The sequence below is a fragment of the Nocardioides sp. SR21 genome (genome assembly GCF_022761125.1).
In the GTDB taxonomy this organism is placed as follows: domain Bacteria; phylum Actinomycetota; class Actinomycetes; order Propionibacteriales; family Nocardioidaceae; genus Nocardioides.
On sequence record NZ_JAKWJR010000020.1, the window covers coordinates 1 to 12,934 of the forward strand.

The 12,934-nt window shown below is 71.3% G+C and carries 13 protein-coding genes, 1 tRNA gene and 1 pseudogene; 6 read left to right on the forward strand and 9 right to left on the reverse strand.

Annotated features, from left to right (window positions below):
• On the reverse strand, positions 1-640 hold a 640-nt coding region (locus tag MJ604_RS23485), incomplete at its 3' end, for a CoA transferase subunit A (protein WP_243061218.1).
• Between the two features lie 23 nt (positions 641-663).
• Here MJ604_RS23485 and MJ604_RS23490 point away from each other — a divergent pair.
• Together MJ604_RS23490 and MJ604_RS23495 are read left to right on the forward strand one after the other, a co-directional pair.
• Positions 664-1,689, forward strand: a complete 1,026-nt coding sequence (locus tag MJ604_RS23490) for an ArsA-related P-loop ATPase (RefSeq protein ID WP_374458372.1) — start codon at positions 664-666, stop codon at positions 1,687-1,689.
• Positions 1,686-2,873, forward strand: a complete 1,188-nt coding sequence (locus MJ604_RS23495) for an ArsA-related P-loop ATPase (RefSeq protein ID WP_243061221.1) — start codon at positions 1,686-1,688, stop codon at positions 2,871-2,873. The genes MJ604_RS23490 and MJ604_RS23495 overlap by 4 nt, the downstream gene beginning before the upstream one ends.
• 64 nt (positions 2,874-2,937) lie before the next feature.
• Here MJ604_RS23495 and MJ604_RS23500 read toward each other — a convergent pair whose 3' ends face one another.
• Positions 2,938-3,228 carry a WhiB family transcriptional regulator gene (locus tag MJ604_RS23500; protein ID WP_243061223.1) on the reverse strand — a complete coding sequence of 97 codons (291 nt, stop codon included), beginning with the start codon at positions 3,226-3,228 and terminating at the stop codon, positions 2,938-2,940.
• A 200-nt stretch (positions 3,229-3,428) separates the two neighbouring features.
• On the opposite strand from MJ604_RS23500, the gene MJ604_RS23505 reads away from it, so the two are divergent.
• Positions 3,429-5,867, forward strand: a complete 2,439-nt coding sequence (locus MJ604_RS23505) for a transglycosylase domain-containing protein (protein WP_243061224.1) — start codon at positions 3,429-3,431, stop codon at positions 5,865-5,867.
• Positions 5,868-5,900: 33 nt separating this feature from the next.
• On the opposite strand, the gene MJ604_RS23510 is transcribed toward MJ604_RS23505, so the two are convergent.
• Positions 5,901-6,362: a GatB/YqeY domain-containing protein gene (locus MJ604_RS23510; RefSeq protein WP_243061226.1), complete on the reverse strand. Its 462-nt coding sequence runs from the start codon at positions 6,360-6,362 to the stop codon at positions 5,901-5,903.
• A gap of 26 nt (positions 6,363-6,388) precedes the next feature.
• Here MJ604_RS23510 and MJ604_RS23515 point away from each other — a divergent pair, with 26 nt between their 5' ends.
• The 3 genes from MJ604_RS23515 (at position 6,389) to MJ604_RS23525 (ending at position 8,272) form a co-directional block, all read left to right on the forward strand.
• Entirely contained in the window at positions 6,389-7,336 is a 948-nt protein-coding gene (locus MJ604_RS23515; RefSeq protein WP_374458371.1) for a metallophosphoesterase, read from the forward strand.
• Positions 7,337-7,542: 206 nt separating this feature from the next.
• Positions 7,543-7,619, forward strand: a tRNA-Pro gene (locus tag MJ604_RS23520).
• Positions 7,620-7,696: 77 nt separating this feature from the next.
• On the forward strand, positions 7,697-8,272 hold the full coding sequence (locus tag MJ604_RS23525) for a hypothetical protein (protein ID WP_243061227.1): 576 nt from the start codon (positions 7,697-7,699) through the stop codon (positions 8,270-8,272).
• Here the strand turns inward: MJ604_RS23525 and MJ604_RS23530 are convergent.
• The 6 genes and pseudogenes from MJ604_RS23530 to MJ604_RS23555 all read right to left on the reverse strand — a co-directional run.
• The gene (locus tag MJ604_RS23530; protein WP_243061229.1) at positions 8,262-9,314 is read right to left on the reverse strand and encodes an aspartate-semialdehyde dehydrogenase; all 1,053 of its coding nucleotides are present in this window, start codon (positions 9,312-9,314) and stop codon (positions 8,262-8,264) included. The genes MJ604_RS23525 and MJ604_RS23530 overlap by 11 nt on opposite strands.
• Positions 9,311-10,585, reverse strand: a complete 1,275-nt coding sequence (locus MJ604_RS23535; protein WP_243061231.1) for an aspartate kinase — start codon at positions 10,583-10,585, stop codon at positions 9,311-9,313. The genes MJ604_RS23530 and MJ604_RS23535 overlap by 4 nt, the downstream gene beginning before the upstream one ends.
• 42 nt (positions 10,586-10,627) lie before the next feature.
• The gene (locus MJ604_RS23540; protein ID WP_243061232.1) at positions 10,628-11,230 is read right to left on the reverse strand and encodes a DUF5063 domain-containing protein; all 603 of its coding nucleotides are present in this window, start codon (positions 11,228-11,230) and stop codon (positions 10,628-10,630) included.
• Positions 11,223-11,822, reverse strand: a complete 600-nt coding sequence (gene recR, locus MJ604_RS23545) for a recombination mediator RecR (RefSeq protein WP_243061234.1) — start codon at positions 11,820-11,822, stop codon at positions 11,223-11,225. The genes MJ604_RS23540 and recR overlap by 8 nt, the downstream gene beginning before the upstream one ends.
• 13 nt (positions 11,823-11,835) lie before the next feature.
• Positions 11,836-12,207 carry a YbaB/EbfC family nucleoid-associated protein gene (locus tag MJ604_RS23550; protein ID WP_243061235.1) on the reverse strand — a complete coding sequence of 124 codons (372 nt, stop codon included), beginning with the start codon at positions 12,205-12,207 and terminating at the stop codon, positions 11,836-11,838.
• Positions 12,208-12,223: 16 nt separating this feature from the next.
• A pseudogene (locus tag MJ604_RS23555) lies at positions 12,224-12,934 on the reverse strand (DNA polymerase III subunit gamma/tau); the annotation flags it as partial.

Below are 12,934 nucleotides of genomic sequence, written 5' to 3' on the forward strand. Positions count from 1 at the left end.
GCTCCTCGACCTCCGCGATCGTGACCCGGCCGCACATCGCGGCCAGCGGGTTGAAGTTCCGCGCGGAGTCCCGGTAGACGAGGTTGCCGTGCCGGTCGCCCTTCCAGGCCCGCACCAGGCCGAAGTCCGCGACGATCGCGTGCTCGAGGACGTACTCGCGCCGCCCCTCAGCAGTATCGAACTCCTGCGTCTGCTTCGCGGGGCTCGCGACGGTCACGTTGCCGGCGTCGTCGTACTTCCACGGCAGCCCGCCCTCGGCCACCTGGGTGCCGACACCGGTCGCGGTGAAGAACGCCGGGATGCCCGACCCGCCCGCGCGCATCCGCTCGGCGAGCGTGCCCTGCGGCGTCAGCTCCACCTCCAGCTCACCTGAGAGGTACTGGCGCGCGAACTCCTTGTTCTCACCCACGTACGACGAGATCATCCGCCGGATCCGCTTCTCGGCCAGCAGCCGGCCCAGGCCCCAGTCGTCGACGCCGCAGTTGTTCGACACCGCCTCCAGGTCGGTCGTACCGGCCGACAGCAGCGCGTCGATCAGCACCGACGGGATACCGCAGAGTCCGAATCCGCCCACCGACAGCGTCGCGCCGTCCGGGATGTCCGCCACGGCGTCTGTGGCCGAGGTCACCACCTTGTCCATGCGGCGATCCTAGGGCTCTCCACCTGTCACCTAGAGTCGGGTCCATGGTCGCTGGCGACTGGTCCCGGGTGCGTCTGCACGTCGTGACCGGCAAGGGGGGCACCGGGAAGTCGACGGTGGCCGCGTCGCTCGCGCTCGCTCTCGCGGCCCAGGGCCGCCAGGTGCTGCTGTGCGAGGTCGAGGGCCGCCAGGGCATCGCCCGGATGTTCGACGTCGACCCGCTGCCGTACGAGGAGCGCCGGATCGCCAGCGGGCTGCGCCTGAACGGCCGCGCCCCGGGCGTCGTGCACGCGCTGCACATCGACCCGGAGTCGGCGCTGCTGGAGTACCTCGCCATGTACTACAAGCTCGGCCGCGCCGGGCGGGCGCTGGACCGCTTCGGGGTCATCGAGTTCGCGACGACGATCGCGCCCGGCGTCCGCGACGTGCTGCTGACCGGCAAGGTCTACGAGGCGGTGCAGCGCAACAGCCGCAACAAGAGCGCGATCCAGTACGACGCGGTCGTGCTCGACGCACCGCCGACCGGCCGGATCGCGCAGTTCCTCAACGTGAACGACGAGCTCGCCGGGCTGGCCAAGGTCGGCCCGATCAAGAGCCAGGCCGACTCGGTGATGACGCTGTTCCAGTCGCCGCGGACCGCCGTGCACCTGGTGACGGTGCTCGAGGAGATGCCCGTGCAGGAGACCGCCGACGGGATCACCGAGCTCCGGCGGGCCGGGCTCCCGGTCGGCAGCGTGATCGTCAACCAGGTCCGCCCCCACGACATCTCGGCCCACGACCTCGCGGCCGCGCGCTCCCGACAGCTGGACGCCGAGCGGATCGAGGCCGACCTGAAGGAGGCCGGCGTCGACATCGGCGACGAGCTGGTGGCCGGCCTGCTCGCCGAGGCGCACGACCACGCGGAGCGTCGCGCGCTCGAGGACAGCCAGCGCGCCGTCGTGGCCGGGCTGGGGCTGCCGACGTACGAGCTGCCTCGCCTGCCGGGCGGCGTCGACCTCGGCGGGCTCTACGAGCTCGCAGGCGACCTCGCCGAGCAGGTGAAGCGATGAAGGCACGGACGCGGGTCGGCCCGCTGGCCGCGGCGCCAGGGCCGGTCCCGGCGATGGACGTCGACGCGCTGATCGACGACCCGGGCACCGGGATCATCGTGTGCTGCGGCTCCGGCGGCGTCGGCAAGACCACGACCTCCGCGGCCCTCGCGCTGCGCGCCGCCGAGCGCGGCCGCAAGGTCGTCGTGCTGACCATCGACCCGGCTCGGCGGCTCGCGCAGTCGATGGGGATCGAGCAGCTCGACAACACCCCGCGCCCGGTCACCGGGCTGCGCACCAACGGCAGGGGCAACCGCAAGGGCGGCAGCCTCGACGCGATGATGCTCGACATGAAGCGCACCTTCGACGAGGTGGTGGAGGGCCAGGCCACCCCGGAGAAGGCGAAGCAGATCCTCGAGAACCCCTTCTACATCGCGCTGTCGAGCTCCTTCGCGGGCACGCAGGAGTACATGGCGATGGAGAAGCTCGGCCAGATCCACGCCGAGGCGCAGCGGGACGGCACCTACGACCTGATCGTGGTCGACACCCCGCCGTCGCGCTCCGCGCTGGACTTCCTCGACGCGCCGGAGCGGCTCTCGAGCTTCCTCGACGGCCGGTTCATCCGGCTGCTGCTGACTCCCGCCAAGGGCCCCGCGAAGGTGATGAGCGCCGGCTTCGGCCTGATCACCAACGCCCTGACCAAGATCCTGGGCGCCCAGGTGCTCCGCGACATGCAGACGTTCGTGACGGCGTTCGACACCCTCTTCGGCGGCTTCCGCCAGCGGGCGCAGCGGACGTTCCAGCTGCTCCAGGCCGACGGTACGGCGTTCCTCGTGGTCGCCGCGCCCGAGCCGGACGCGCTGCGCGAGGCGGCGTACTTCGTCGAACGGCTCGGCGAGGACCGGATGCCGCTCGCCGGACTCATCGTCAACCGGGCGACGCCGGAGCCGCGCGGCACGCTGTCGGGCGACGAGGCGATGGCCGCGTCCGCCCGGCTGCGCAAGCGCGCGCCGGACTCACTGACCGCCGGTCTGCTCCGGCTGCACGCCGACCAGACCCGCACGGTCGAGCGCGAGGCGTTGCTGCGCGCGCGCTTCGCCGCCGCGCACCCGCAGGTGCCGACGGCGGTCGTCCCGGCGCTCGCCGGCGACGTGCACGACCTGGCGGGTCTCCGCCAGGTCGGCGCACTTCTCGCAGAGGCGTGAGTCAGCAGATCGACTGGGTCTCGACACGCCGGTCGCGACGTCGCAAGCTCAGCCGCGCGGCTCGCTAGACCGTGATCTTCGTGAGCGGCGCACCCTGCTCACGAGCCTGCTCGAGCACCGAGCGCCACGAGGCGTTCGGCTTGCGCCGCAGCAGTGCTCGGCGCTCGCGCTCGGTCATGCCGCCCCAGACCCCCCACTCGATCTGGTTGTCGAGCGCCTCCGCGAGGCACTCGGTCCGCACGGGGCAGCCCGCGCAGAGCTGCTTGGCCTTGTTCTGTTCCGCACCACGAACGAACAGCTGGTCCGGTTGCGCCTGGCGGCATGCAGCCGCGGGCGCCCAATCCTCAACCCACATCTTGATGTCCCCACATCACTCCGAGACGTGCAGCCATCCCCACGATGACTGCCCGGGAAGACTTCCCCTCCGCAGATAAGGTAAAGATCGTCTGAGAATTCGGACAGACCCAGCCGGATGAGATAGGCATAGTCCGAACTAACTAGTCATATCGGGTCATGAATAGGTACGGGCTATATCGCTCCCGTACTCTTGAGGCCATGTCCGTCCCGCGTGATGAACGCCTCTCCGGAGCCCGCGTCGCCTCCCATCTGCTCGTGATGGTGGCCGTCGCGGCGGTCATGGGTGTCATCGCCGCCGGGCTCGCGATCCCCTTCGCCGGTGTCCTCGGCGTCGGCGCCCGCCAGGTCGCCGAGGCGATGGACGACCTGCCGGCCGAGCTGCAGACCGACCCGCTCCCGCAGAAGACCAAGCTGCTCGACGCGGACGGCAACACGATCGCGACGATCTACGACGAGAACCGCGTCAACGTCGCGCTCTCGCAGGTCTCGCGGATCATGGTGAAGTCGATCGTCGCGATCGAGGACTACCGCTACTACGAGCACGGCGCGCTCGACCTCAAGGGCACGCTGCGCGCGCTGATCACCAACCAGGCCAACTCCGGCGTCGTCCAGGGTGGCTCGTCGATCACCCAGCAGATGGTCAAGATGACCCTGCTGACGCAGGCCGACACCAAGGCCGAGCGCCGTGCGGCTACCGACGACACCTACGCCCGCAAGCTCCGCGAGCTGCGCTACGCGATCGCGTTCGAGCAGAAGTACTCCAAGGACTGGATCCTCGAGCGGTACCTCAACATCGCCTACTTCGGCGACGGCACGTACGGCGTCCAGTCGGCCGCCCGCCACTACTTCGACGTCAACGCCAAGGAGCTCAACCTCCGGCAGTCGGCGATGCTCGCCGGCCTGGTGAAGAACCCCACCGGCTACGACCCGACGAACTCGCCGGACAAGGCGCTCGCGCGGCGCAACATCGTGCTCGACCGGATGGCCGAGCTGAACGTCATCAGCCGCGAGAAGGCCGCGAAGACCAAGGAGACCGACCTCGGGCTCGACGTGAAGGCCGCCAAGAACGGCTGCCTCTACTCGCGCGCGCCGTTCTTCTGCGACTACGCCGTCAGCTGGCTGCTGCAGAACCCCGCGCTCGGCGACACCGTCGAGGAGCGGCGCAAGCTGCTCAAGACCGGCGGTCTCACGATCAAGACCACGCTCGACCTCGACGACCAGAACGCCGCCGACAACGCGGTCGCCAACCACGTCTACAAGCAGGACCAGGCCGTCGGCGCTCTCGCGATGGTCACGCCCGGCAGCGGCGCTGTCACGGCGCTCGCGCAGTCCCGGCCGATGGGCCGCAGCGAGGCCGCCGGCCAGACGTTCCTCAACTACACCGTGCCGACCCGGTACGGCGGCTCCGCGGGCTTCCAGGCGGGCTCGACGTTCAAGCCGTTCGTGCTCGCCGCCGCGGTCAACGACCACATCCCGCTCTCGACGACGCTGAACCCGCCGGCGGAGATGAGCATCCCGCAGGAGGAGTTCGCGAACTGCGAGGGCGAGCCGGGCTTCGTCGGCACCTGGGACGTCGCGACCTCGACGACCTCGGGGACCATGGACATCTACCGCGGCACCCAGACGTCGTCGAACACCTTCTACGCGATGCTCGAGCGCGAGACCGGCGTCTGCGACCCGTACAAGATCGCCAAGTCGCTCGGGGTCGACCTGACCAACCCGCGCGGTGACGAGCACGGCTTCGGCGCCGAGCGGGTCCCGACGTTCACGCTCGGTGTCGCCAACGCCAGCCCGCTGGAGATGGCCGAGGCGTACGCCACGTTCGCCGCCCGCGGCCTGCACTGCGACTCGCAGCCGGTGACCGACATCGCCGACGCCGACGGCAACGAGCTCAAGCACTTCCTGCCGAGCTGCGACCAGGCCCTGCCCCAGGCCACCGCCGACGCCGTCAACGACGTGCTCCGCGGCGTCCAGGAGCCGGGCGGCTTCGGCTACGACAACGGCCAGACCGGCCTCGTCGTGCCGTCCGCCGCGAAGACCGGCACCACCCAGGACGGCAAGTCCGTCTGGTACGTCGGCTACACCCCGCAGCTCGCCGCCGCCGCGATGATCGCCGGCGCCAGCAAGGAGGGCCAGCGCCCGATCGGGCTGGCCGGGCAGACCATCGGCGGCGAGTACATCTGGGAGGTGTCCGGCTCCGGCTTCGCCGGCCCGATGTGGGCGCAGGCGATGCAGGCCGTCGACGACAGCCTCGACGACGAGGACTTCGTCGCACCCGCCCTGAGCGCGATCGAGGGCGAGCCGACGCTCGTCCCCTCGGTCTCGGGCATGAGCGTCTCGGAGGCCGAGGCGGCCCTCGAGGCGGCCGGCTTCAACGCGATCCAGGGCGGCGCGGTGGCGTCCGGCAACCCGGCGGGCACCGTCGCCTACACGTCACCTTCGGGCGGCAGCTACGTGCCGGAGGGCTCGATCATCACCGTCTACACCTCGACCGGGGTGGCGCCGCCGCCGGACAAGCCGGACAAGCCCGACAACGGCGGTGGCAACGGCGGTGGTCCCGGCGGCGGTGGTCCCGGGAACGGTGGTCCCGGGAACGGTGGTCCCGGGAACGGCAACGGTCCCGGCGGCGGGCGCTAGCCCGCTCGACTACTGGCCTGACTACTGGCCCGACTACTGGCCCAGCTGCCGGCGTACCTCCGCGGCGACCGCGCCGCCGTCGGCGCGACCCTTCACCTGCGGCGTGACCACGCCCATGACCTTGCCCATCGCCTTCATGCCCTCGCCGGCCGCGCCGACCTGGGCGACGGCGGCGGTGACGATGTCGGCGATCTCCTGCTCGCCGAGCTGGGCCGGCAGGTAGTCCGCGATCACCGCGGCCTCCGCGGTCTCCTTGGCGGCCATCTCGTCGCGCCCGCCCTCGGTGAACGCGGTCGCGGCCTCGCGGCGCTTCTTCGCCTCGGTGGACAGGACCCCGATGATGTCGTCGTCGGAGAGCTCACGGGCCTCCTTGCCCGCGACCTCCGCGTTGGTGATCGCGGTCAGCACCATCCGCAGCGTCGAGGAGCGCACCTCGTCGCGGGCCTTCATGGCGGTGGTGAGGTCGGCGCGCAGACGGTCCTTGAGGGCACTCATGCGGCCCATTGTGGCAGCCTTGCCGCGTGACCCCGCTATCGATTCTCCGGCGCCTGACGGTCGCCGGAGCGCTGGCCGGAGCCGGGGTCACGACCTACGCGATGACGGAAGCGCGCGCCTACACGCTGCGCCGGGTGCGGGTGCCGGCACTGCCACCCGGTAGCCCGGAGCTGCGGGTGCTGCACCTCAGCGACGTGCACATGACGCCCGGTCAGACCCGCAAGCAGGCGTGGCTGCGCGACCTGGCCGACCTGGAGCCGGACCTCGTCGTCGACACCGGCGACAACCTCGCGCACCGCGACGCCGTGCCGGTGGTCCTGGACTCGCTCGGCCCGCTGCTCGACGTGCCGGGCGTGTTCGTGCTCGGGTCCAACGACTACTTCGAGCCGACCCTGCGCAACCCGTTCAGGTACCTGCTCCCCGACGACGGCAGGCGGCACACGAACGTGCCCCAGCTGCCCTGGCGCGAGCTGCGCGCCGCGCTGTCGGGAGCCGGCTGGGCGGACCTGACCAACGCCAAGGCCGCGCTCGAGGTCCGCGGGCTGCGGCTCGCGTTCGCGGGGGTCGACGACCCGCACCTCGGCTACGACCGCCTCGACGAGGTCGCCGGGCCCGCCGAGACCGACGCCGACCTGCGGGTCGGGGTCGCGCACGCGCCGTACCTCCGCGTCCTGGACCGGTTCGTCGCGGACGGGTACGACGCGATCCTCGCCGGGCACACCCACGGCGGCCAGGTGTGCCTCCCGGGCTTCGGCGCGCTCACCACGAACTGCGACATCGAGCCGGCGCGCGCCAGGGGCCTGCACCGGCACCCGGCCGCGTCCGCACCCGGCGACCCGGGCTCCTCGTGGCTGCACGTGTCGGCCGGCCTGGGGACCAGCCCGTACGCCCGGATCCGCGTCGCGTGCCGTCCCGAGGCCACCCTGCTGACCCTGGTGGGCACCGAGGGATCGTCGCCCCGCCCTCGGCCGTAGCGAGCGTCGTCCGTCGCGTGCGCTGGCAGGGCGGAGGAGGGAGGCGGGACGGAGTCCCGACGACTGACGACAACGCAGTCCAGCGTGCGTGAGGGGCGGCGCGCAGGGGGCCACGGGGCGGGGTGTCGATCCCTAACGCTGAGCCGATTTCAGACGGCCGGAGGTGCTCGGGTATGGTTTCCCCCGGTCCGCTTCGGTGGACCGATCGGGCTGTGGCGCAGCTTGGTAGCGCGCTTCGTTCGGGACGAAGAGGCCGCAGGTTCAAATCCTGTCAGCCCGACCATCTGAGGGTCCGGATCCGCTCCGCGGGTCCGGGCCCTCGTTGGTTTCCGGCGCCGGACCCGGTGGAAGACTCGCGGCATGGTCGACGACGACACCGGACGGGACGGCCCCTCGCTGGAGCTGCCCAAGCTCGGTCGTCGGCGTCCTACGGCCACGAAGGAGCCGAAGCCGCCGAAGGTGCCCAAGGCCCCGAAGCCGCCGAAGCCCCCCAAGCCCCCGAAGCAGGTCGAGACCAAGCCGGAGCGCCGGCCGCGCCCGCCGGTCCGGCTCCCCCACCTCGACGGGATGCTCGCCGCCGTCCTCATCGGCCTCGTGGTGGGCCTGGGGATCGTCGGGCTCACCTGGGCCTCGCTGCGCGGCTGCGAGGCCGTCCAGGGCACGTCCTCGTGCGGTGGCGTGGGCTACCCGATGCTCGGCGTGATCCTGGCCGCGATGGTCGTCGTGGGCGCGGTGCTGCTGCGGCTGGCGCAGGTGCCCGAGCCGGGCAGCACCAGCTTCCTCGCCGTCGGGCTCACCGCCGTGCTGGCGCTGATGTTCCTCGTGGACTCACTGCTGGACCGCGCGATGATCGTGGTGCTGCCGCTCATCTGCGCAGGCTCGTTCGCCGCCGCGCACTGGGTGACGCGGACGTTCGTGGAGCCACCTACCGACTAGCGATCAGCTCCGCGATCTGCACGGTGTTGAGCGCGGCGCCCTTGCGCAGGTTGTCGTTCGACACGAACAGCGCCAGGCCGCGGCCGCCCTCGACGCCCTCGTCCTGGCGGATCCGGCCGACGTACGACGGGTCCTGGCCGGCCGCCTGCAGCGGGTTGGGGATGTCGGTGAGCTCGACGCCCGGAGCGTCGGCGAGCAGCTCGCGCGCCCGCTCGACCGACAGGGGCCGCTCGAACTCGGCGTTGATCGCCAGCGAGTGGCCGGTGAAGACCGGGACGCGTACGCAGATGCCCGAGACCGGCAGTCCCGGGATGCCGAGGATCTTGCGCGACTCGTTGCGGAGCTTCTGCTCCTCGTCGGTCTCGTTCAGCCCGTCGTCGACGAGGTTGCCCGCGAGCGGCAGCACGTTGTACGCGATGGTCCGCTGGTAGACGCCCGGCTCCGGGAACGCGACGGCCGAGCCGTCGTACGCCAGCTCGTCGGCCTTGTCGCCGGCCGCGGCGACGCCGTTCTGGAGCTCCGCGACACCGGCGACGCCCGATCCCGAGACGGCCTGGTACGTCGACGCGATCAGCCTGGTCAGGCCCGCCTCGTCGTGCAGCGGCTTGAGGACCGGCATCGCGGCCATCGTGGTGCAGTTCGGGTTCGCGATGATGCCGCGACCGGCCTCGATCACCTCGGCCGCCGCCTCGGGGTTGACCTCCGAGACGACCAGCGGGATGGCGGGGTCCTTGCGGAACGCCGACGAGTTGTCGACGACGATCACGCCGGCGTCGACGAACTTCGGGACCAGCGCGCGCGACGTGGTCGCACCCGCGGAGAACAGCGCGATGTCGAGACCCGTCGGGTCCGCGGTCTCGGCGTCCTCGACGACGACGTCGCGGCCGGCGAACGGCAGCACCTTGCCGGCGGAGCGGGCGGAGGCGAAGAAGCGGATCTCCTCGATCGGGAACTCCCGCTGCTCGAGGATCTGGCGCATCGCGACGCCGACCTGGCCGGTCGCGCCCACGATGCCGATGCGCATCGGCTTCCGGGCGCTCATCGCCCGGTCCCGCCGTACACGACCGCCTCGACCTCGTCGGCGTCCAGGTCGAACGCCGTGTGGGTGGCCCGCACGGCGTCGTCGACCTGGCCCTCGGAGACCACGACCGAGATGCGGATCTCCGAGGTGGAGATCATCTCGATGTTCACGCCCGCGGACGCGAGCGCGGCGAAGAACTTCGCCGTGATGCCGGGGTGGCTGCGCATGCCGGCGCCGATCAGCGAGACCTTGCCGATCTGGTCGTCGTACACGAGCCGGTCGTAGCCGACCTCGTCCTGGATCCTGGCCAGCGCGCCCATCGCCGACTGGCCGTCGGCGCGGGGCAGCGTGAACGAGATGTCGGTGAGCCCGGTCGCGGCGGCCGAGACGTTCTGGACGACCATGTCGATGTTCACCTCGGTGGCGGCCAGCGCCTCGAAGATGCGCGCCGCCTCGCCGACCTTGTCGGGCACGCCGACCACGGTGATCTTGGCCTCGCTGCGGTCGTGCGCGACGCCGGCGATGATCGCCTGCTCCATCTGTTCGTCTCCTGCCTTGCTGTCCGGGATGACCCACGTGCCTTCCTTCTGCGAGAAGGACGAGCGCACGTGGATCGGCATGTTGTAGCGGCGGGCGTACTCGACGCACCGCAGGTGGAGGATCTTCGCGCCCGAGGCCGCCATCTCCAGCATCTCCTCGGTGGAGATCCGGTCGAGCTTGCGGGCGGCCGGGACGATCCGGGGGTCGGCGGTGAACACACCGTCGACGTCGCTGTAGATCTCGCACACGTCGGCGCCGAGCGCCGCGGCGAGCGCCACGGCGGTGGTGTCGGACGCGCCGCGACCCAGCGTGGTGACGTCCTTGGTGTCCTGCGAGACCCCCTGGAAGCCGGCGACGATCGCGATCGCGCCGTCCTTGATGGCGGACTCGATCCGGCCGGGCGTGATGTCGATGATCTTGGCCTTGCCGTGCACCGAGTCGGTGATCACGCCCGCCTGGGACCCGGTGAACGACTGCGCCTTGTGGCCGAGGGACTCGATCGCCATCGCGACCAGCGCCATCGAGATCCGCTCACCGGCGGTCAGCAGCATGTCGAGCTCGCGCGGCGGCGGCAGCGGCGAGACCTGCTCGGCGAGGTCACGGAGGTCGTCGGTGGTGTCACCCATCGCGGACACGACGACGACGACGTCGTTGCCGGCCTTGCGCGTGTTGACGATGCGCTGCGCCACGCGCTTGATGCCGTCGGCGTTCGCGACCGACGACCCGCCGTACTTCTGGACGACAATGCCCACCGTGAGATCCCTCGTTGCTCGACTCAGCCAGAGGGACCGAGTCTACCGAGGGGTGACGTCGTCACCTTCGAGCATCTCATCGGCAGCGGCGAGCTGGTCGTCCTCGTCGACGATCTCGACGTCGAGCCGGTCGTGGGTGACGATCGAGACCAGCGCGTTGAGCGCGGCGCCGGCGAGGTTGCCCCACGAGGAGACGTAGGAGAACTGCCACCACCACAGGGCCTCGGCGACGTTGCCGAGCCGGTAGTGGCGCAGGCCGTTCTCGAGGTCGTTCGCCACGCTGGTGAGGTCGTCGGAGAGCTGGCTGGTGACCAGCTCGGGGACGTACGGGTCGAAGACGTAGCTGTAGGTGTCCACCGCGTCGAGCAGCTCGGCGAGGCGCAGCCGCATCTCGTCGAGGTCGGCCTCGGGGCCGACGTCGGGCTGGTACTCGCCCGTCGGGGTGAAGTCGCGCTGCGCGCCCAGCCGGGCGCCGGCCAGCAGCACCTGGCTGATCTCGAGCAGCAGCGGCGAGATCGCGCGCCCGCCGTCGCCCTCGCTCGCGACCGCCTTCAGCGCGATCAGGAAGCTCTCGACCTGGTCAGCGATCTGCTGGGCGAACTCCTCGGTCTCGGCGTCGAGAACCGGTCGGGTGGTCTCAGTCATCTGCTGATCGCCTTCCTGCGAATGCGCGGCCCAGGGTCACCTCGTCGGCGTACTCCAAGTCACCGCCTACCGGGAGTCCACTCGCTAGACGCGTCACGCGCAAGCCGATGGGCCGCAACATCCGCGTGAGGTACGTCGCGGTCGCCTCGCCCTCGAGGTTCGGGTCGGTCGCGAGGATCACCTCGGTGATCGCGCCGTCGGAGAGCCGGACCATGAGCTCGCGGATCCGGAGCTGGTCGGGGCCAATGCCGTCGATCGGCGAGATCGCACCGCCGAGCACGTGGTAGCGGCCACGGAACTCGCGGGTCCGCTCGATCGCCACGACGTCCTTGTACTCCTCGACCACGCACAGCAGCGCCGGGTCGCGGCGCGGGTCGCGGCAGATGCGGCACTGCTCGTCCTCGGAGACGTTGAAGCAGATGCTGCAGAACTTCACCTTGGCCTTGACCTCGATCAGCACGTCGGCGAGGCGACGTACGTCGGTGGGGTCGGCCTGGAGCAGGTGGAACGCGATCCGCTGCGCGCTCTTGGGACCGACGCCCGGCAGCCGACCGAGCTCGTCGATCAGGTCCTGGACGATGCCTTCGTACAAGTGCCGTGCCTCGTCAGAAGCCGAGCTTGGGCATGCCTGGCATGCCCTCGGCGCCGCCCGCGAGCGGACCGAGCGCCTCGCCGGCGAGCGCGTCGGCCTGGGCCTTCGCGTCGCGGTAGGCGGCCACGATCATGTCCGCGAGGTCGGCCAGGTCGTCGGGGTCGCTGCCGTCGAAGCCGCCGGCCTTGATCTCGATGCCGACCAGCTCGCCGACGCCGTTGACCTTCGCGGTCACCGCGCCACCGGCGACGGTGCCGTCGACCACGGTCTCGGCGAGCCGCTGCTGGGCGTCCTGGAGCTGCTCCTGCATCTGCTGGGCCTGCTGGAGGAGCGCGTTCATGTCGAAACCTCCGCCGCCGAGCGCGTCGAACGGGTTCTGGGTCATCGGATCTCCTTGGTCGTCATGAGTGCTTGATCTCCTCGATCATCTGCGCGCCGAGCTCGCGCTGGAGCAGCTCAGCGGTGCTGAGGCCCTGGTCGTCCGCGTCGACGTCCTCAGGATGCGCCTCGGCATCGGCAGCGGCCCAGTCCGGGCCGCGCTCCCCGACCGGCGCGTCGGAGTCGCGGGTCTGCTGGATCGCCTCGCGGGCGGCCTGGCTGGCCTCCGACCGCGGCGGCTCCGGGGCCGGCTCGGGCTCCGGGGGCGGCGGCATCCGCTCCGGCTCGGGCTCCGGCTCCGGTACGGCGGAGCGGGTGACGGTCGGCGTGCCCTCGGCCTTGGCGCCGGGGTCGACGATCGTCTCGATCTTCCAGTCGGCCCCGACCACGTCGATCGCGGCTTGGCGCACGATGTCGTCGCTGCCGCCGTTCACGAACGACTCGCGGGCACCGGCGTTCGCGAAGCCGAGGGTCAGGACCTTGCCGTCGACCGCGACCACCTGGCAGTTCTGGGTCAGGTGCATCCAGGTCACGCGGCGGCGCTGCTTGGTGGCGTCGACGATGTCGGGCCAGAGGCGGCGTACGTCGACGAGGCTCAGGCCGCCGGACGGCGCAGGGGTCGGCTCGGGTGCGGGCGGCTGGGCGGGCGCGGGGGCGGCGGCCACCGGCTCGGGCTCGCGCTCCGGCTCCGGCTCGACCGGGGCCGGCGATGGGGGCGGGGGCGGGGCGGCCGG